14 protein-coding genes and 1 pseudogene are annotated in these 19,257 nt (G+C 71.0%); 11 read left to right on the top strand and 4 right to left on the bottom strand.

The features are described 5' to 3' along the window. Positions 1–20: 20 nt before the first annotated feature. A pseudogene (locus tag ACFZDK_RS31875) lies at positions 21–1,219 on the bottom strand (adenosine deaminase). Positions 1,220–1,256: 37 nt separating this feature from the next. On the opposite strand from ACFZDK_RS31875, the gene ACFZDK_RS31870 reads away from it, so the two are divergent. Beyond that, positions 1,257–1,982 (top strand): DUF4190 domain-containing protein, encoded by a 726-nt coding sequence (locus tag ACFZDK_RS31870; RefSeq protein ID WP_390977385.1) that lies wholly within the window; start codon positions 1,257–1,259, stop codon positions 1,980–1,982. A gap of 90 nt (positions 1,983–2,072) precedes the next feature. Here the strand turns inward: ACFZDK_RS31870 and ACFZDK_RS31865 are convergent, their stop codons facing one another. Further along, on the bottom strand, positions 2,073–2,645 hold the full coding sequence (locus tag ACFZDK_RS31865; protein ID WP_390977384.1) for an NADAR domain-containing protein: 573 nt from the start codon (positions 2,643–2,645) through the stop codon (positions 2,073–2,075). 209 nt (positions 2,646–2,854) lie between these two features. Here ACFZDK_RS31865 and ACFZDK_RS31860 point away from each other — a divergent pair, with 209 nt between their 5' ends. The 8 genes from ACFZDK_RS31860 (at position 2,855) to ACFZDK_RS31825 (ending at position 12,598) form a co-directional block, all read left to right on the top strand. Then, entirely contained in the window at positions 2,855–4,390 is a 1,536-nt protein-coding gene (locus ACFZDK_RS31860; protein WP_390977383.1) for an aminobutyraldehyde dehydrogenase, read from the top strand. Positions 4,391–4,444: 54 nt separating this feature from the next. Further along, on the top strand, positions 4,445–5,680 hold the full coding sequence (locus tag ACFZDK_RS31855; protein WP_390977382.1) for an extracellular solute-binding protein: 1,236 nt from the start codon (positions 4,445–4,447) through the stop codon (positions 5,678–5,680). Between the two features lie 7 nt (positions 5,681–5,687). Beyond that, positions 5,688–6,833: a polyamine ABC transporter ATP-binding protein gene (locus ACFZDK_RS31850; RefSeq protein WP_390977381.1), complete on the top strand. Its 1,146-nt coding sequence runs from the start codon at positions 5,688–5,690 to the stop codon at positions 6,831–6,833. After that, positions 6,833–7,759, top strand: coding sequence for an ABC transporter permease (locus ACFZDK_RS31845; protein WP_359216048.1), 927 nt, complete (start codon positions 6,833–6,835; stop codon positions 7,757–7,759). The genes ACFZDK_RS31850 and ACFZDK_RS31845 overlap by 1 nt, the downstream gene beginning before the upstream one ends. Next, entirely contained in the window at positions 7,760–8,560 is an 801-nt protein-coding gene (locus tag ACFZDK_RS31840) for an ABC transporter permease subunit (RefSeq protein ID WP_390977380.1), read from the top strand. It begins immediately after the preceding gene. Between the two features lie 32 nt (positions 8,561–8,592). After that, positions 8,593–10,020: an FAD-dependent oxidoreductase gene (locus tag ACFZDK_RS31835; RefSeq protein WP_390977379.1), complete on the top strand. Its 1,428-nt coding sequence runs from the start codon at positions 8,593–8,595 to the stop codon at positions 10,018–10,020. Between the two features lie 126 nt (positions 10,021–10,146). After that, entirely contained in the window at positions 10,147–10,590 is a 444-nt protein-coding gene (locus tag ACFZDK_RS31830; RefSeq protein ID WP_390977378.1) for a hypothetical protein, read from the top strand. A gap of 205 nt (positions 10,591–10,795) precedes the next feature. After that, positions 10,796–12,598 carry a carbohydrate binding domain-containing protein gene (locus ACFZDK_RS31825; RefSeq protein WP_390977377.1) on the top strand — a complete coding sequence of 601 codons (1,803 nt, stop codon included), beginning with the start codon at positions 10,796–10,798 and terminating at the stop codon, positions 12,596–12,598. Here ACFZDK_RS31825 and ACFZDK_RS31820 read toward each other — a convergent pair. After that, entirely contained in the window at positions 12,537–13,175 is a 639-nt protein-coding gene (locus tag ACFZDK_RS31820; protein ID WP_390977376.1) for a phosphatase PAP2 family protein, read from the bottom strand. The two genes, ACFZDK_RS31825 and ACFZDK_RS31820, sit on opposite strands and share 62 nt — an antisense overlap. Before the next feature lie 432 nt (positions 13,176–13,607). Beyond that, positions 13,608–14,942 carry a 4-aminobutyrate--2-oxoglutarate transaminase gene (gene gabT, locus ACFZDK_RS31815; RefSeq protein WP_390977375.1) on the bottom strand — a complete coding sequence of 445 codons (1,335 nt, stop codon included), beginning with the start codon at positions 14,940–14,942 and terminating at the stop codon, positions 13,608–13,610. A gap of 291 nt (positions 14,943–15,233) precedes the next feature. On the opposite strand from gabT, the gene ACFZDK_RS31810 reads away from it, so the two are divergent. After that, on the top strand, positions 15,234–17,405 hold the full coding sequence (locus ACFZDK_RS31810; protein ID WP_390977374.1) for an ATP-binding protein: 2,172 nt from the start codon (positions 15,234–15,236) through the stop codon (positions 17,403–17,405). Positions 17,406–17,542: 137 nt separating this feature from the next. After that, complete coding sequence (locus ACFZDK_RS31805; RefSeq protein ID WP_390977373.1) at positions 17,543–19,114, top strand: PucR family transcriptional regulator ligand-binding domain-containing protein; 1,572 nt, start codon at positions 17,543–17,545, stop codon at positions 19,112–19,114. The last annotated feature ends 143 nt before the right edge of the window (positions 19,115–19,257 follow it).

Here is a 19,257-nt window from a genome sequence, read left to right as displayed (position 1 = left end):
CAGGGGCCGGCCGCGGTGTGTCAGGGGGCGAGCCACGCCTCGGTGTACGCGTCGATCTCGGCCGCGATCGACGCCTGGCCCGCCGGGTCCAGGAAGGACGCCGTGACCGCGTTCTTGGCGAGGTCGGCGACACCGCGCTCGTCGAGGCCGAGGAGCCGGGCGGCGACCGCGTACTCGTTGTTGAGGTCGGTGCCGAACATCGGCGGGTCGTCGGAGTTGACCGTGACCAGCACACCCGCGTCGACGAAGGCCTTGATCGGGTGCTCCTCCAGGGTGCGGACCGCGCGGGTGGCGATGTTGGAGGTGGGGCAGACCTCCAGCGCGACGCGGTGCTCGGCGAGGTGGGCCAGGAGCTTCGGGTCCTGCGCGGAGCTGGTGCCGTGGCCGATGCGTTCGGCGTGCAGCTCGGTCAGCGCGTCCCAGACCGTCCCGGGGCCGGTGGTCTCGCCCGCGTGCGGGACGGAGTGCAGACCGGCCGCGACGGCCCGGTCGAAGTACGGCTTGAACTGCGGCCGGGGCACGCCGATCTCGGGGCCGCCGAGCCCGAAGGAGACCAGGCCCTCCGGGCGCAGCCGGTCGTCGGTCGCCAGCCGGACCGTCTCCTCGGCGGCCTCCAGGCCCGCCTCGCCGGGGATGTCGAAGCACCAGCGCAGGACCGTGCCGAACTCGGCCTCCGCCGCCTTCCGCGCGTCCTCGATGGCGTCCATGAAGGCCCGCTCGTCTATCCCGCGCCGGGTGGAGGAGAACGGGGTGATCGTCAGCTCGGCGTAGCGCACTTGCTGGCGGGCCAGGTCGCGGGCCACCTCGTAGGTGAGCAGCCGGACGTCCTCGGGCGTGCGGATCAGGTCGACGACCGAGAGATAGACGTCGATGAAGTGCGCGAAGTCCGTGAACGTGAAGTAGTCGGCCAGGGCCTCGGGGTCGCTGGGGACCTTGGAGTCGGGGTGCCGGGCGGACAGTTCCGAGACGATGCGGGGGGAGGCGGAGCCGACGTGGTGGACGTGCAGTTCGGCCTTCGGCAGTCCGGCGACGAAGGCCGCCACATTGCGGCGGGCGGCGGGTTCGGCGTGACGGTCGGTCAAGGGTTCCTCCCCGGAACGGCGCGGGTCCGCCCACGGCGGGGGTACGGCCGTGGGGCCCTGCGCGGTGATCGGCTGATCGGTGGTCCGGGCTCATCGTAGGCCGGACCCGGCGTACCACGTGATCCGGGCCTTAGCATGGCGGCGGCACGCGTTCAGGAGAGGGGACATCGCGAGATGGCTGACGAGGCGCCGGAGACTTCGAAGATACGGCTGGACAAGACGGCCGCGGCGGGAGAGGGGGCGGGGGCGGAGACGCCGGTCCCGCCGTCGGTCCATGACCAGCGGACGGTCGCGGCGATGCCGGGCCCGGGCGGCGGGTCGGCCGACGCCCCGCCGCGGGGCTGGGTCAACCCTTACGCGGCGCCGTCGGACGGGCCTTCCGCACCGCCGTCGAACCCGTTCGCGGCGCCGGGCCCCCACGCGGCGCCCAACCCCTACGCGCCGCCCGCGCCGCGGCAGCCGCAGAGTGCGGCGGTGCCTCCGCCGCCGATCGCGCCGAGCGGGCCGGGGCAGGTGCCCTACGGCTACCCGGCCGCGCCCGGGCCGGGGCCCGGCGTGCCCGGCCCCGGTTACGGCTATCCCGGGCAGTCGCTGCCCTCGTACCCGGCCGGGCCGGCGGGGTACGGAGGTTGGCCGCGGATGCAGCCGATGCCCAACAACGGGCTGGGGACGGCCAGTCTCGTCACCGGGATCATCAGTGCGGTCGGGTTCTGTCTGTGGCCGCTGGCCCTGGTGATGGGGGTGCTGGCCATCGTGTTCGGGGCGATCGGGCGGGGGCGGGTCGGGCGGGGAGAGGCCACCAACGGGGGGCAGGCGCTGGCCGGGATCATCTGCGGGTCGGCGGGGCTGGCGCTGGCCGTCGGGTTCATCGCGTTGATCGTGGTGGCGAGTACCCACTAGCTCGGGTGGTTCGGTGGTGGGTGAGTGCGGGGCAGTGGGGGCTGGTCGCGCCCACGCGGCGGAGCCGCATATGGATACAGCCCCGCGCCCCTAAGTAGGGGCAGTCCCGTCGGCGAGAAGCCGTGCCCTCGCCTCCATCAGCGCGAACCCCAGCAAGTTCAGCCCCCTCCACCGGGCCGGGTCCTCCGCGCCCTCGTCCTTGGCCGCGAGGCCGATGCCCCACACGCGGTCCACGGGGCTTGCCTCCACCAGGACCCGGTCGCCGGTCCCCAGGAGGAAGTCCCGCAGTTCCCGGTCGGCCCGGAACTTGTGGACGCTGCCCTCGGTGACGATGGCGAGGCGCTCCCGCTGCCATATCGCCTCGTCGAAGCCGCGGACCAGGCGGCCCGCCTTCTTCGCCTCGGCGGGGTGCGCCGCCGCCAGGACCCGGGCCTCGGCCTGCGGGTCTGCGAAAAGCCTCGCCTTGCCGGCCATCATCCAGTGCTCTGCGGTCGCGTAGGTGACACCGTCGACCACGAAGGGTGACGGCCACCACTGGCTCAGACAGCTCGCCGAGACCTGCCCGTCGGGCCGCGGCCGGTGTCCCCAGAAGTGCAGGTACTTGATCCTGGCCCCCGCCTGGACCGCCCTGATCAGGGCCTCCACAGAATCGATCTTCGCCATGCACGCCAGTCTGGCAGGCACCACTGACACTCCGTCCTGCCTTTACCTTCCCGACTCGACACCTGGTCGACAGATTCCGTCGCGTAACCAAAAGGCAACAACGGAATCACTTGTTGGACTCCCCTTGCTCTGTCAGGATCGGCAGTCAAATCGAGCTGGAGCTACGCCACCCGCCTCTCTGGGCGGGGTGACGGCGGAGGAGAGGCGACATGGACAACCCGGGCATCGCCACCCCGGAGACCTTCCCCGCGCAGGAGCGGCTCGCGGGCGGCGCGCAGTACATCGCGGGACGGTTCACCAAGGGCACGTCCGGCCGTACGCACGCCGTGGTCGACCCGGCCACCGGCGCGGAGGTGTACACCTACGAGCTGGCCGGGACCGACGACGTCGACGCGGCGGTCGCGGCGGCCCGCGCGGCCTTTCCGGGGTGGGCCGGGGCGACCCCCGGCGAGCGGTCCGACGCGCTGCACCGGTTCGCCGCCGTGCTCGCCGAGCGCGCGGAGGAGTTCGCCCGCGCCGAGTCCCTCCAGTGCGGCAAGCCGCTGAAGCTGACGCGCGAGTTCGACGTGCCGGGGACCATCGACAACACCGCGTTCTTCGCGGGGGCCGCCCGGCATCTGCAGGGGCAGGCGGCCGGTGAGTACTCCGGCGACCACACCTCGTACGTCCGCCGCGAGCCCATCGGTGTCGTCGGTTCCATCGCGCCCTGGAACTACCCCCTCCAGATGGCCGCCTGGAAGATCCTCCCGGCGATCGCGGCCGGCAACACCATCGTGCTCAAGCCGGCCGAGCTGACCCCGCTGACCTCGCTGCTCTTCGCGGAGGCGGCGACGGCCGCCGGTATCCCGGACGGTGTCGTCAACATCGTCACCGGGACCGGCAAGGAGGCCGGTGAGCACCTCGTCGGGCACCCCGACGTGGCGATGACGTCCTTCACCGGCTCCACCGGTGTCGGCAAGCGGGTCGCCGAGGTCGCCACCGCGACCGTGAAGCGGCTCCACCTGGAGCTCGGCGGCAAGGCCCCCTTCGTGGTCTTCGACGACGCGGACCTGGAGGCGGCCGTCAACGGGGCCGTCGCCGGGTCGCTCATCAACACCGGGCAGGACTGCACGGCGGCCACGCGCGCGTACGTGCAGCGGCCGCTCTACGACGCCTTCGTGGAGCGGACGGCCGCCCTGATGGAGACCGTGCGGCTGGGAGACCCGTTCGCTCCCGGGACCGATCTCGGGCCGCTGATCTCGCACGCCCAGCGGGACCGGGTCGCCGGGTTCGTGGAGCGGGCGCGCGGCTACGCGCGCGTGGTGACCGGCGGCGAGCCGCCGCAGGACGAGCTGAAGAGCGGCGCGTACTACCGGCCGACCCTGATCGCCGACGCCCCGCAGGACAGCGAGATCGTCCAGTCCGAGATCTTCGGCCCCGTGCTGGTCGTTCTCCCGTTCGACAGTGATGATGAGGGCATCCGGCTGGCCAATGACACCCCCTACGGTCTGGCCGCCTCGGCGTGGACCGGGAGTGTCTACCGGGCGGGCCGCGCGACCCGGGAGATCAAGGCGGGATGCGTCTGGGTCAACGACCACATCCCGATCATCAGCGAGATGCCGCACGGCGGCTACAAGGCGTCCGGCTTCGGCAAGGACATGTCGGCGTACTCGTTCGAGGAGTACACCCAGGTCAAGCACGTAATGTTCGACAATACGGCGGTGGCGCGGAAGGACTGGCACCGCACGATCTTCGGGGACCGATAGTCATACCTCCGGCCGCTCGGTGAACGGCCGTCTTCCCGAAAGGGCATCTAGCGCATGAGGCAGTACGAGCCCGACCGCCCTACCCCGGTCGAAGTGGCCGCCATCCGGCGCAGTCTCCGCTCCGGCCGGGCCGCCCTGGCCCGCCGGTCGTTCCTGGGCGGCGCGCTCGCGGTGGGCGGCGTCGGGGCGCTGAGCGCCTGCGGCATCCCCGCGGCCGGCAAGTCCCAGGGCGGGGTCTCCGCCGACGACCACTCGGCCACGGAGAAGGTCGTCAACTTCTCCAACTGGCCCGAGTACATCGACGTCGACGACAGCGGCAAGACGCATCCCACGCTGGACGCGTTCCGCAAGCGGACCGGCATCACGGTCAAGTACACCGAGGACATCAACGACAACGACGAGTTCTTCGGCAAGATCCAGCCGCAGCTCGCCGCCGGCCAGGACACCGGCCGGGACCTGATCGTCCTCACCGACTGGCTGGCCGCCCGCATGATCCGGCTCGGCTACGTCCAGAAGCTGGACGCGTCCAACCTGCCGCACGCCTTCGCCAACCTCTCGGACCAGTTCCGCGCCCCCGACTGGGACCCGGGCCGTGCCTACTCGTACCCCTGGCAGGGCATCTCGACCGTCGTCGCCTTCAACAAGAAGGCGCTGGACGGCGTCGAGGTGAAGTCGGTCTCCGACCTGCTCGACAACCCCGCGCTCAAGGGCCGCGTCGGCCTGCTGACCGAGATGCGGGACACCGTCGGCATGACCATGCTCGACATGGGCATCGACCCGGCGAAGTTCACCGACGACAACTACGACGCGGTGATCGCCCGCCTCCAGAAGGCCGTCGACAAGGGGCAGATCCGCCGGTTCACCGGCAACGACTACACCTCGGACCTCAGCAAGGGCGACCTCGCGGCCTGTGTCGCCTGGGGCGGCGACATCGTGCAGCTCCAGGCCGACAACCCGGACGTCGCCTATGTCATCCCGGACAGCGGCTACATGACGTCGACCGACAACATGCTGATCCCCAACAAGGCGCGCCACAAGACGAACGCCGAGCGGCTCATCGACTACTACTACGAGCCCGAGCAGGCCGCGGAACTCGCCGCCTACATCAACTACGTCAGTCCGGTCGCGGACGTGCAGCCGTACCTCGCCAAGATCGACAAGACGGCGGCGACCAATCCGCTGATCGTTCCCGACAAGGCCATGCAGGCCAAGTCCCGTGCCTTCCGCTCCCTGAGCTCGAAGGAAGAGACGGCCTACCAGCAGAAGTTCGCGAAGCTCACAGGGGCGTGACGACACCATGACGACAGACAGCAGCGGCGACGTCCGTCTCACCGGCATCGGCAAGACGTACGACAACGGCTTCACCGCCGTACAGCCGATGGACCTGACCGTGCCGCAGGGCTCCTTCTTCGCCCTCCTCGGTGCCTCGGGCTGCGGCAAGACCACCACCCTGCGCATGATCGCGGGCCTGGAGGAACCGACCACCGGCACCGTGCACCTCGGCGACCAGGACGTCACCCATCTGCCGCCGTACAAGCGGCCGGTGAACACGGTCTTCCAGTCCTACGCCCTCTTCCCGCACCTCGACATCTTCGAGAACGTCGCCTTCGGTCTGCGCCGGCGCGGCATCAAGAGCGTGAAGAAGCAGGTCGAGGACATGCTGGAGCTGGTCCAGCTCAGCGAGCAGGCGCGCAAGAAGCCGCACCAGCTCTCCGGCGGCCAGCAGCAGCGCGTCGCCGTGGCCCGCGCGCTCATCAACCACCCCAAGGTGCTCCTGCTCGACGAGCCGCTCGGCGCCCTCGACCTCAAGCTGCGCCGCCAGATGCAGCTGGAGCTCAAGCGGATCCAGACCGAGGTCGGCATCACCTTCGTCCATGTCACGCACGACCAGGAGGAGGCCATGACCATGGCCGACACGGTCGCCGTGATGAACGCGGGACGCGTGGAGCAGCTCGGCTCGCCCGCCGACCTCTACGAGAACCCGAACACCACGTTCGTGGCGAACTTCCTCGGCACCTCGAACCTGATCGAGGCCGAGGTCGACACGAAGAGCGGGGACGACATCATCCTCAAGGCCGGTGGCGGGAAGCTGGTGCTGCCCGAGTCGCGATGTTCGGCGCCGACCGCGACCGGCGGCAAGGTGCTCGTCGGCATCCGGCCCGAGAAGATCTCCCTCACCCACGCCGACGACGCGGGCTCCGTCCCCGAGGGCCGCAACCGCATCACCGGCAAGGTCGCCGACGCCAGCTTCATCGGCGTCTCCACGCAGTACGTCATCGACAGCGCGGTCTGCCCCGAGTTCGCGGTGTACGTGCAGAACGTCGAGCGCGACGGACGCCTCGTCCCCGGTGCCGACGTGGTCCTGCACTGGAGCCCGGCGCACACCTTCGGCCTCGACGCGGCCCAGGACATCGACGCCGGCACCGAGGAGGAGGCGGCCTGATGGCCACGCTGACGGAAGCGCCGCCGCCCCTGGCGCCGGCCCCCGAGAAGAAGCCGCCCCGCAAACGCGGGCGCTGGACGCCGTACTGGCTGCTGCTGCCCGGCATCCTCTGGCTGGTGATCTTCTTCGCCCTCCCGATGATCTACCAGGCGTCCACGTCGATCCAGACGGGTTCCCTGGAAGAGGGCTACAAGGTCACCTGGCACTTCGCGACCTACTGGGACGCGCTCAGCGAGTACTGGCCCCAGTTCCTGCGGTCCGTCTTCTACGCGGCGGCGGCCACGGTCCTGTGCCTGCTGCTCGGCTACCCGCTGGCGTACCTCATCGCCTTCCGCGCGGGACGCTGGCGGAACCTGATCATGATCCTGGTGATCGCGCCGTTCTTCACCAGCTTCCTGATCCGCACCCTGGCCTGGAAGACGATCCTCGCCGACAACGGCCCGGTCGTGCACGTACTGAACTCGCTGCACATCCTGGACCTCACCGACTTCCTCGGCTGGACGGCCGGCGACCGCGTCCTCGCCACCCCGCTCGCGGTGGTGTGCGGTCTGACCTACAACTTCCTGCCGTTCATGATCCTGCCGCTCTACACCTCGCTGGAGCGGATCGACGGACGGCTGCACGAGGCCGCCGGCGACCTGTACGCCAAGCCGTGGACGACGTTCCGCAAGGTCACCTTCCCGCTGTCGATGCCGGGCGTGGTCTCCGGCACGCTGCTGACCTTCATCCCGGCGGCCGGTGACTACGTCAACGCCGAACTCCTCGGCTCGACCGACACCCGCATGATCGGAAACGTGATCCAGACGCAGTTCCTGCGGATCCTCGACTATCCGACAGCGGCCGCGCTCTCCTTCATCCTCATGGCCGCGATCCTCGCCATGGTCACGATCTACATTCGCCGGTCCGGGACGGAGGATCTGGTCTAAATGCCCTTCGTCAACTGGCTCAAGAAGCGTCTCGTCGTCATCGCGGGACTGCTGACCCTCGGATATCTGCTGCTGCCGAACGTCATCGTCACGGTGTTCTCCTTCAACAAACCGAAGGGGCGCTTCAACTACGAATGGCAGCAGTTCTCGCTCGACGCCTGGAAGCAGCCCTGCGGGGTCGCCGACATGTGCGGCTCGCTCTCCATCAGCCTCCGGATCGCCGCCCTGGCCACGATCGGCGCCACGCTCCTCGGCACGATGATCGCCTTCGCGCTGGTCCGCTACCGGTTCCGCGCCCGCGGCGCCGTGAACTCGCTGATCTTCCTGCCGATGGCGATGCCCGAGGTCGTCATGGCGGCCTCGCTGCTCACCCTGTTCCTCAACATGGGCGCCCAGCTGGGCTTCTACACCATCCTGATCGCCCACATCATGTTCTGCCTCAGCTTCGTCGTCACCGCCGTCAAGGCACGTGTGATGTCGATGGACCCGCGCCTGGAGGAGGCGGCCCGGGACCTCTACGCCGGACCGGTGCAGACGTTCGTCCGGGTCACCCTCCCCATCGCGGCCCCCGGAATCGCGGCGGGCGCGCTGCTCTCCTTCGCGCTCTCCTTCGACGATTTCATCATCACCAATTTCAACGCGGGCTCCACCGTCACCTTCCCCATGTTCGTCTGGGGTTCGGCACAGCGCGGCACGCCCGTCCAGATCAATGTCATCGGCACGGCGATGTTCCTGGTCGCCGTACTGTTCGTGCTGGCGTCGATGCTCATCAACAACCGCCGCAACAGGCAAAAGGCATAGCCCTTCATCGACTCTGTAGGGAGTTGGAAATCATGGCCCCAAGCGCCATGAGCCGTCAGGCAGATGGGACCAAGTCACTTTCCGAAGCACAGCCGGTCCCGTACTGGCTCGAAGACCCCGGCAAGCCCCACCCCGAGCCCGCGCTCACCGGCGCCGACACCTGCGACCTGCTGGTCGTCGGCGGCGGGTACAGCGGACTGTGGACCGCGCTCAACGCCAAGGAGCGCGACCCCGGGCGCGATGTGGTCCTGCTGGAAGGCCACGAGGTGGGCTGGGCCGCCTCGGGCCGCAACGGCGGCTTCTGCGCCGCCTCCCTCACCCACGGGCTGCCCAACGGGCTGGCCCGCTGGCCCGAGGAGATCCACCGGCTGCAGGAGCTGGGCCGGCGCAACCTCGACGAGATCGAGGCCGCCGTCGCCCGGCACGGCATCGACTGCGAGTTCGAGCGGACCGGCGAGATCGACGTCGCCACCGAGACCTACCAGGCGTGGGAACTGCGCGACTGGCACAAGCAACTGGAGCAGAAGGGTCTCGCGGACGACATCGAGTTCCTCGACGCCGACGCGGTGCGCGCCCAGGTCGCCTCGCCCACCTTCGAGGCGGGCCTCTGGGACCGCCGGGGCGTGGCCATGCTCCACCCGGCCAAGCTCGCCTGGGGCCTCAAGCAGGCCTGCCTCGCGCTCGGCGTCCGGGTGTACGAGCACACCCCCGCCCTCGACCTGAAGGCGTACGGCGCCGGCATGGCCGTCCGCACCCCGTACGGCTCGGTCCGCGCCCGGCGGGTCGCGCTCGGCACCAACATCTTCCCGAACCTGCTCAAGCGGGTCCGCGCCTACACCGTCCCGGTCTACGACTACGCCCTGATGACCGAGCCGCTCACCGCCGAGCAACTCGGTGCGATCGGCTGGAAGAACCGGCAGGGTCTCGGGGACTCCGCCAACCAGTTCCACTACTTCCGGCTGTCCGCCGACAACCGCATCCTCTGGGGCGGCTACGACGCGATCCACCACTACGGCGGCCGGGTCCGCCGCGAGTACGACGACCGTCCGGAGACCTACGCCAAGCTCGCCGGGCACTTCTTCACCTGCTTCCCGCAGCTGGAGGGCGTCCGCTTCACCCACGCCTGGGGCGGCGCGATCGACACCTGCTCCCGTTTCTCGGCGTTCTTCGGTACGGCTCATCAGGGGCGGGTGGCGTACGCGGCCGGGTACACGGGGCTGGGTGTGGGAGCCACCCGGTTCGGCGCCGACGTGATGCTGGACCTGCTGGCGGGGGAGGAGACCGAGCGCACCCGGCTGGAGATGGTCCGCAAGAAGCCGCTGCCGTTCCCGCCCGAGCCGTTCGCCTGGACGGGCATCGCCCTCACCAAGTGGTCGCTGGCCCGGGCCGACGCGCACGGCGGGCGCCGGAACCTGTGGCTCAGGGCGATGGACCGGATGGGGCTGGGCTTCGACAGCTGATCCCTTCGAGGTGCGATTCGGGTCACTCGAATTGGGTGCCGGAACCCGCGTAATGCCGCTGGAAGACCTCCCCCTCTCCCCGTGACGCGACGCCCGCGTCCAGGTGTGAGATGGGGAGGTCCTCTGATGACTGGGGCGAAGACGGCGGTCGAATGGCTGGCATCCGTCGCACCGGACCCGGAGTCCTGCCGCTGGGAATGGGAACGCAACCCGCTAGGGGTCGCGCTCCTGCCCGCCGGCCGGGCCTGGGACGTACTGATCCTGCCGGGCGGGCTCGGCTATCCCACCCTCGACGTGCTCACCCGCGTCCTCGACCAGCCGGGGCCCGTCCTGGCCGGCTTCGGGGACAACCGGGTGGGCTCTTTCGTGCCGCCCGGAACGGCCGCGCGGTGGCTCGGTACGGGGATCCGTACGGCGGGGGCCGGGACGTGGATCGTCGTGCCGTATCCGGGGCGGTCGACGCAGGGGGTGCGGTGGCTGGTGGCGCCGGACGGGTCGGGGACGCTTACGGATCCGGCGCTGCTGGAGCTGGCGATGCATGAGGTTGCCGCCGGCTTGGCCGACGAATAGGCGTTGCTGTGCTCGGTCGGCTGCGGCGTCGTCGTGGCTGGTCGCGCCCACGCGGCGGAGCCGCAGATGTCACGACCCCGCGCCCCTGACGGGGCGCTGCGTCCGGCGCCTGTCAGATCGTTGCCGCAGGTATTGACAAGTGAATTGGTCTGGACCAAGTTGAGTGCGTTTCCGTCCTCCAAATCCCCCATGTTCGGAGGTACTTGTGGTGCGCGCGAGACCTGTCCTCACCTTTCTCACGGCCGTGCTGTTGGCCGTACCCGGTATCACCGCGCTCTCGTCGGCGGCCCGTGCGGCCGACGCGGACCTCGCCGTCAACGGTGGCTTCGAGTCCGGGCTGTCCGGCTGGAGTTGTACGGCGGGCAGCGGTACGACGGTCAGCTCACCCGTGCACAGCGGAGGTTCCGCGCTGCAGGCGACCCCGGCCGGCAGCGACAACGCCCAGTGCGCGCAGACGGTGACCGTGCAGCCGGGCGCGCAGTACACCCTGTCCGGCTACGTCCGCGGCTCCTACGTCTACCTGGGCGCGAGCGGCACCGGCACCACCGACGTCTCCACCTGGACCCAGTCCGCCCCCGACTGGCAGAAACTCACGACCACCTTCACCACGGGCGCCTCGACCACCAAGGTCACGATCTACACGCACGGCTGGTACGGCACCGGCGCCTACTACGCCGACGACGTGTCCCTGGTCGGGCCGGGCGCCTCCGCGGGCCAGCCGCCCGCCGCGCCGAGCGGCCTGAAGACCGGCACGATCACGTCCTCCAGCGTGGCCCTGTCGTGGAGCGCGGCCACGGGCGCGACGAGCTACGCGGTCTACCGGGACGGCGCGAAGGTCCAGACGGCGACCGGGACCTCCGCCACCGTGACCGGCCTGTCCGCCACGACCGCCTACAGCTTCCAGGTCACCGCCGTGAACGGCGCCGGCGAGTCCGCGAAGTCGGCCGCGGTGACGGCGACCACGACCGCCGGTTCCTCCGGCGGCTCCGGCGACCTGCCCACGCACGCCCTGGTCGGCTACCTCCACTCCTCCTTCGCCAACGGCTCCGGGTACACCCGCCTCGCCGACGTCCCCGACAGCTGGGACGTCATCGACCTGGCCTTCGGCGAGCCGACCTCGGCCACCTCGGGGGACATCCGGTTCAACCGCTGCCCGGTGACGGAGTGCCCGAACGTCGAGAGCGACGCCGACTTCAAGGCGGCGATCAAGGCCAAGCAGGCGGCCGGCAAGAAGGTGCTGATATCGATCGGCGGCGCCAACGGCCAGGTCCAGCTGACCACGACCGCCGCCCGGGACACCTTCGTCTCCTCCGTCTCGAACATCATCGACACCTACGGCCTGGACGGCCTGGACATCGACTTCGAGGGCCACTCGCTGTCCCTGGACGCGAGCGACACCGACTTCAAGAACCCGACCACCCCGGTGGTCGTGAACCTGATCTCGGCCCTGAAGACCCTGAAGGCGAAGTACGGCGCGAAGTTCGTGCTCTCCATGGCCCCGGAGACCTTCTTCGTGCAGATGGGCTACCAGTACTACGGCACCGGCAAGTGGGGCGGCCAGGACCCGCGCTGCGGGGCGTACCTCCCGGTCATCTACGCCCTGCGCGACGACCTGACCCTGCTGCACGTCCAGGACTACAACTCGGGCCCGATCATGGGCCTCGACAACCAGTACCACTCCATGGGCGGCGCCGACTTCCACATCGCCATGACCGACATGCTGCTCACCGGCTTCCCGGTGGCGGGCGACGCGGGCAACGTCTTCCCGCCCCTGCGCCCCGACCAGATCGCGATCGGCATGCCGGCGTCGACCAACGCGGGCAACGGCTATGTGGCCCCGTCCGAGGTCACCAAGACCCTGGACTGCCTGACGAAGAAGACGAACTGCGGGTCGTACGCCACGCACGGCACCTGGCCCGCGATGCGCGGCCTGATGACCTGGTCGGTCAACTGGGACCGCTACTCGAACTGGGAGTTCCAGAAGAACTTCGACGCCTACTTCGGCTGAGGAAGAGGGCGAGGGTGGTCAGCAGGATGCTCCCCAGGCACCAGCTGGCCACCACGTCCAGCGGCCAGTGCCAGCCCCGGCGGACCAGACCGAAGGAGACGCCGAGGACCAGGGCCGCGCAGATCCCGACGGCGGTGCGGCGAGTCCTCGCGGAGCCGAGCCAGGGGAGGAGGATCAGGGTGGCGGAGCCGTACGCGATCACCGCGGTCGCCGTGTGGCCGGAGGGGAAGTAGCCGACCGCCGGGGGCACCACCGGGGTCCCCGGCCGGGCGGTCCAGTGCTTCAGCGGCACGATGATCGCGGGGACCAGGGCCATCAGCACGGCGGCGGCCGTCGGCGGCAGCCACCAGCGGTCTGTACCGGTGGCACGGCCGCGGCGGGCGACGTAGGCGATGACGATCACCAGGACCGGGACGGCGACCTGCGCGTTGCCGAGGTCGGAGAGGCCCGAGGAGAACTTGTCCGGGTGGACGAGTGCGCTGCTCAGGCGGCTGTCCAGGCGGAGCAGGGGGCCATGGGCCACGACCTGCCAGGTGATCAGCGCGAAGAGGAGGGCCGGAAGGGCCAGGAGTCCCACGAGGAGAAAGGGAAGGAAGGAGGTCGGCCGCCCCGGAACAGGGGGGGTGGTTCCGAGGCGGCCGTCCGGATCGGAACGCCGCGCGCCCCGGGGGGTTTGGGGCGAGCGACCGTCCGATCGGTGAGGAGATCCGGAGCCGGAGGCGCCGGTTGTGTGCGCGAGGGCACGACCAGGTCGAAGCTGGGGAGGCCCCGGCCTGAAATCGCCCACAGTCCCCTGTGGGCGGGGTGTATCTCTCATCTGGATAGAACCTACGGCAGGGTGGGGTGCCGCGACAGGCGGAATCGCGTCCCGTCATCCACCTCGCACACCTTCTTCACACGGCCTGACGGGGGCCGCCCCAGCCCGCCACATCACGCCGGGTGAGGGGGGTGGGGCGGCTGTGGCACAGGGGTTCGACAGCCTTGGGGCGGGCTGTGGGGACCCTGTGACTCAGATACGGGCGAAGGCCTGCTCGATGATGTCGAGACCCTCGTTGAGGAGGTCCTCGCCGATCACGAGCGGGGGCAGGAACCGCAGCACGTTTCCGTAGGTGCCACAGGTCAGGACCAGCAGGCCCTCCTGGTGGCAGGCCTTGGCGAGGGCGGCGGTCGCCTCCGGGTTCGGCTCCTTCGTCGTACGGTCCTTGACCAGCTCGATCGCGATCATCGCGCCACGGCCGCGGACGTCGCCGATCACGTCGAACTTCTCGGCCATGGCGGTGAGCCGCGGCTTCATGATCGCCTCGATGGCCTTCGCCCTGCCGTTGAGGTCGAGCTCCTTCATCGTCTCGATGGCCCCGAGCGCACCGGCACAGGCGACCGGGTTGCCGCCGTACGTACCACCGAGGCCGCCGGCGTGCGCGGCGTCCATGATCTCGGCGCGGCCGGTGACGGCGGCGAGCGGGAGACCGCCGGCGATGCCCTTGGCGGTGGTGATCAGGTCCGGGACGATCCCCTCGTCCTCGCACGCGAACCACTGGCCCGTACGGCAGAACCCGGACTGGATCTCGTCCGCGACGAAGACGATGCCGTTGTCCTTGGCGAACTGGCTGATCGCCGGCAGGAAGCCCTTCGCCGGCTCGATGAAGCCGCCCTCGCCGAGTACCGGCTCGATGATGATCGCGGCGATGTTGTCCGCGCCGACCTGCTTGGACATCTGGTCGATGGCCTGCTTGGCGGCCTCGGGGCCGGCGTTCTCCGCGCCGGTCGGCCAGCGGTAGCCGTACGCCACCGGCACCCGGTAGACCTCGGGCGCGAACGGGCCGAAGCCGTGCTTGTACGGCATGTTCTTGGCGGTGAGCGCCATCGTCAGGTTGGTCCGGCCGTGGTAACCGTGGTCGAAGACGACCACGGCCTGCCGCTTGGTGTACGCACGCGCGATCTTGACGGCGTTCTCGACGGCCTCGGCGCCGGAGTTGAACAGGGCGCTCTTCTTCTCGTGGTCGCCCGGGGTCAGCTCGGCGAGCGCCTCGGCGACCTCGACGTACCCCTCGTACGGCGTGACCATGAAACAGGTGTGGGTGAAGTCGGCCAGCTGGGCGCTCGCGCGCCGTACGACGGCCTCGGCGGAGGCGCCCACGCTGGTCACGGCGATACCGGAACCGAAGTCGATGAGACGGTTGCCGTCGACGTCCTCGATGATGCCGCCGCCCGCGCGGGCGGTGAACACCGGCAGCACGGAACCGACGCCCTGCGCGACCGCGGCCAGGCGGCGGGCCTGCAGCTCCTGCGACTTGGGGCCGGGGATGGCGGTGACGACGCGGCGCTCCTGCGGAAGTGCGGTCATGGGGGCTCCCTGATGAGTGGTGCGAGCCGATGCGTACCGGACGGTCCCGTCCGGCGGCTCCGGTGGTGCGTTTTCCGACGCTTTCCTTCTTTCTTCGCAGGCTAGGGCCGGGTGTGGGAGGTGGGCATGCTCCATGTGGGCGTTGTCGGAGAGTGACGTTGTCCGTGGTGGACATAGTGCGGGTGGCGGGGCCGTGAGGTTCCTCGGCCGCGTAAGCGGTGAACTCCCCTTGTGAGGGCGTTAGATTGGCCGCTGACGGTGGACGGAACGGCTGGTCAGGGAGCGAGAGCGATGGACAGCGACGGGACGCGGGACGCGCGGGGCACGCATGCGAATCCTGTACCGCGTCCGGCGCGGCCGCAGGACGGGGGCGCGGTGCCGGCCGAGGCCGCGCCCGCGGTACCGCCGCGACCGACGGCACCCCCCACGATGCCGCCGCTCCCGGACGGCTCGGCCTTCCTGGGCTGGCTGCGGACACCGAGGCCCGAGACGGTGCCGGGGGTGTGGCGGTTCGGGTACAAGCCCCGGCCGGAGCAGGAGCCGGACCAGGTCCCGGCCCGGCAGCTGCTGAGCGGTGCGCTCATCGCGTTCCTGGTCGGCTGGCTGGTCTGGTCGCTGCTGCAGAACAACTATCTGGGGGCATGGTGGTGGGTCCCCTTCGACCTGATCGTCCCCCACTCGTGGCGCGGCGGGGACAGCTCGCTCGGCGAGGTCGGCGTACTCATGCTGTACCGGGGCTACCAGATCCTCGTCGCCCTCCTCATCGCGGTCGTCGTGGGCAAGCTCGGCCGCTGGGGCGAGGTCTGGCGCCGCTACGGTCCACCCGCCTGGAACCGGGCCGCGCCGGCCGCGGAACGGCCCCCCGCCCCCGAGGAGGACCCCGCCGAGTTCCTCTACCTTCGCCAGGCCGGCGCGAGCGATGCCGCCGACCGGCTCGCCGGGGACGCGCGGACCGGCCTGATGCGGGACGTCGACCACGCTCGGATCGCCCGGGCCTGGCAGGGTGTGCGGAGCGGTCGGCACAGTATGGCGACGTTCACCGCCGCCGTGGTCAAGGACGGCGCCGCCGCCTGTCTGCACCCCTCCGGCGAGCGCGACCTGCCCGCGCGGCACGCGCAGCACGACATGGTCACCGGCCAGGTCCGGCTCGGCACGACGGCCGACGACCCCCGCAACCCGTACCAGTACCGCGGCACCGGCCTCGCCCTCGGCCCCGACCTGCTCGGCACCTCCCTGCTCGCCGTCGGCCCGGCCGGCTCCGGCAAGACCGGCAGCCTGGTCCGCCCGCTCGCCGAGTCGCTGTGCCTGCACGCGCTCGCCGGACGCGCCTCCGTGGTCGTCGTCGGCGCGGCCGGCGCCGGGCTGGGACCCGCCGACGCCTACGACGTCGTCGTCCGCATCGCCCACCCCGAGTCCGTCTACGACCTCGACCTGTACGGCGGCACCACCGACCCCGACGAGGCCGCCGCCATACTCGCCGAGGCCCTCGCCGGCGACCTCGCCGACCCGCACCCCGGCAGCGACAGCCGCCGCTCCACCACCGTCCTCGCCCAGCTGATCGGCCCGTTCAAGGCGGTCCACGGCCGTTTCCCCTCCGTCCCCGAACTCCGCCGGCTCCTGGACGGCGCCCCCGGCCCGCTCGCCGCGCTCCGCAAGGCGCTGACGGACACCGGCCATGAGTCGCTGCTGCGCGAACTCGACGCGCGGGAACGCCAGATGGGACACCCCGGGGACGTCGGCGCGGTCCTGTCCGACCGCATCGCCCTCCTCGACCGCCCCGCCTTCGCCGGGTTCTTCGACACCTCCGGCTCGTCCCGCCCCTTCTCCCTCAAGGCCCTCGACCACCCGGTCCGGGTCCGTATCGACCTGCCCGAGCGCGGTCACGCGGACGCCTCCCGCATCCTGGCCCGCCTGGTGCTCGCCCAGTTCACGGCGAGCGTGACGGTCCGGGACGACCGCTCGCTCTTCGCCTGTCTGCTCCTGGACGACGCCACGGGCGTGGTGACGCCGGAGGCGGTCCGCGGCATCCAGCGGCTGCGCTCGGCGAACGCCGGCGTGGCACTCACCCTGCGCACCCTGGACGACGTACCGCGTCCGCTGCGCAGTCCCCTGCTCGGCGCCGCCGGCTGCCGGATGGCCTTCTCCGGCCTCACCCCCTGGGACGGCCAGGACTTCGCCGAGGTCTGGGGCAAGGAGTGGATCGAGGCCCGGGACGTCACCGACCGCCAGATCATCGCGGAGACCCCGGCGGGCAAGGCGCTGCACGTCGTCCGCCGGGTCATCACGGGCAAGGCGGCCACGGCGCGGGCGGTCACCGTCCGGCAGGTGGAGCGGGAGCGCTGGTCGGCCTCCGAACTGGCCCACGGGGTGCCGCCGGGCCACGCGGTCCTCTCCCTCACGACCGTCAAGGGCGAGCACGCGCCGCCCCTGCTGGTGGATCTGAGGGGCGGCGGCCGGGTCTGAACAGGGGCGCACACGCGACCGTACAGTGAGGCAGAATCGAGAGAGGCCGTTCATACGAGACGGCCAAAGGCCATGAGTCCCCTGTCTCGCTGCCCCGCTGTCCCTGTTCACGACCGAAGAGAAGAACTGACGGCCCGATGCCACCCACGCTCGCCTCGCTCGTCCACCATTCCGCGCTCAAACTGACCGTGCGCGCGGGCGAGGACCGCCTCGACGTGCCCGTGCGCTGGGCCCATGTCAGCGAACTCGCCGACCCGGTGCCGTACATGGAGGGCGGGGAACTGCTCCTGATCACCGCGCTGAAACTGGACGCGGGGGATCCGGAGGCGATGCGGCGCTATGTGAAACGCCTGGTCGGGGCAGGTGTGGTGGGTCTCGGCTTCGCCGTCGGGGTCAACTACGAGGAGATCCCCGGGGCCCTGGTCGAGGCGGCGGAGCAGGAGGGCCTGCCGCTGCTGGAGGTACCGCGCCGCACCCCCTTCCTCGCCATCAGCAAGGCGGTCTCGGCGGCGATCGCGGCCGACCAGTACCGGGCGGTGACGGCGGGCTTCGCCGCCCAGCGCGAGCTGACCCGGCAGGCGCTGAACGCCGGCCCGGAGGGCGTGCTGTCCGCCCTCGCGGCCCAGGTGGACGGCTGGGCGGCGTTGTACGACGCGTCCGGCGCCGTGGTCGCCACGGCGCCGGAGTGGGCCGGACGCAGGGCGGCCCGGCTGACGGCCGAGGTGGAACGCCTCCGCGAGCGCCCGGCGCCGGCCTCCTCGGTGGTCGGCGGCCCGGACAACGAGGACCGGGTGGAACTCCACTCGCTCGGCACGGGCCGCCGCCCCAGGGCGGCCCTGGCGGTGGGCACGGCGGCGGCGCTGGGCACGGCGGAGCGCTACGCCGTCCACTCCGCGATCGCGCTGCTCACCCTCACGACGGAACGCTCCCGCTCGCTGCGCGCGGCCGAGCAGCGGGTCGGGGCGGCGGTACTGCGGATGCTGCTCGCCGGGCAGCCGGACCATGCCCGGGGCGTCGCCGGGGACCTGTACGGCGGGCTGCTCGACGCACCGTTCCGGATGATCGTCGCGGACGCGGGTGCCGAGTTGCTGGCCGGCCTCACGGAGGCGGTGGAGTCGGCGGCGGCACGTGCCGGGGAGGCGGTGCTGGTGGTGCCGGAGGGGGAGCGGCTGGTGGTGCTGGCCGCGGACGCGGGCGCGGCGGTGGGCGCCTGTGCGGAGTACGCGGCGGCCCGGGAGGCGGCCCGTGCGGTGCCGGAGCAGGGCGGCGCCTCCGAGGAGGACGACGACCTGGTCGTGGGCATGTCCGCGCCGGCCGGTCCGATCGCGGCCGCCGCGGCCTACAAGCAGGCCGAGCAGGCGCTGTCGGTGGCGCGGCGGCGGGGGCGGGTCCTGGTGGAGCACGAGCAGTTGGCGTCGGGGTCGGTGCTGCCGCTCCTGGCCGACGACGCCGTGAAGGCGTTCGCGGACGGTCTGCTGCGGGCGCTGCACGAGCACGACGCGACCGGCCGGGGCGACCTGGTGGCCTCCCTGCGGGCCTGGCTGTCCCGGCACGGCCAGTGGGACGCGGCCGCCGCGGACCTGGGCGTCCACCGCCACACGCTTCGCTACCGGATGCGGCGGGTCGAGGAGATCCTGGGCCGGTCGTTGGACGATCCGGACGTGCGGATGGAGCTGTGGCTGGCTTTGAAGGCGACGTCGGGGGAGTGAGCGGCGGCGGCCCTGTGTCGGCCGCGGGCCGTGGGGGTGTCTCGGTCTGTCCGGTGTTCGAAAGCGAGGAAGGCCGGTCGGTCCCGCACCGCACCAATCCGGCACAGTTCCCGCCCCGACCACTACACCCCGGACAAACACAC

This window comes from Streptomyces sp. NPDC007901, assembly GCF_042959465.1.
In the GTDB taxonomy this organism is placed as follows: domain Bacteria; phylum Actinomycetota; class Actinomycetes; order Streptomycetales; family Streptomycetaceae; genus Streptomyces.
Note: the sequence above shows the minus strand (reverse complement) of the source record. Positions and strands in the feature narration are given on the sequence as shown.

Coding starts and splice junctions, on each gene's coding strand:
- ACFZDK_RS31845 (WP_359216048.1), top strand. CDS start 6,833: ATGGCCACGCTGACGGAAGCGCCGCCGCCCCTGGCGCCGGCCCCCGAG.
- ACFZDK_RS31830 (WP_390977378.1), top strand. CDS start 10,147: ATGACTGGGGCGAAGACGGCGGTCGAATGGCTGGCATCCGTCGCACCG.
- ACFZDK_RS31805 (WP_390977373.1), top strand. CDS start 17,543: ATGCCACCCACGCTCGCCTCGCTCGTCCACCATTCCGCGCTCAAACTG.
- ACFZDK_RS31855 (WP_390977382.1), top strand. CDS start 4,445: ATGAGGCAGTACGAGCCCGACCGCCCTACCCCGGTCGAAGTGGCCGCC.
- ACFZDK_RS31860 (WP_390977383.1), top strand. CDS start 2,855: ATGGACAACCCGGGCATCGCCACCCCGGAGACCTTCCCCGCGCAGGAG.
- ACFZDK_RS31870 (WP_390977385.1), top strand. CDS start 1,257: ATGGCTGACGAGGCGCCGGAGACTTCGAAGATACGGCTGGACAAGACG.
- ACFZDK_RS31835 (WP_390977379.1), top strand. CDS start 8,593: ATGGCCCCAAGCGCCATGAGCCGTCAGGCAGATGGGACCAAGTCACTT.
- ACFZDK_RS31850 (WP_390977381.1), top strand. CDS start 5,688: ATGACGACAGACAGCAGCGGCGACGTCCGTCTCACCGGCATCGGCAAG.
- gabT (WP_390977375.1), bottom strand. CDS start 14,942: ATGACCGCACTTCCGCAGGAGCGCCGCGTCGTCACCGCCATCCCCGGC.
- ACFZDK_RS31840 (WP_390977380.1), top strand. CDS start 7,760: ATGCCCTTCGTCAACTGGCTCAAGAAGCGTCTCGTCGTCATCGCGGGA.
- ACFZDK_RS31810 (WP_390977374.1), top strand. CDS start 15,234: ATGGACAGCGACGGGACGCGGGACGCGCGGGGCACGCATGCGAATCCT.
- ACFZDK_RS31865 (WP_390977384.1), bottom strand. CDS start 2,645: ATGGCGAAGATCGATTCTGTGGAGGCCCTGATCAGGGCGGTCCAGGCG.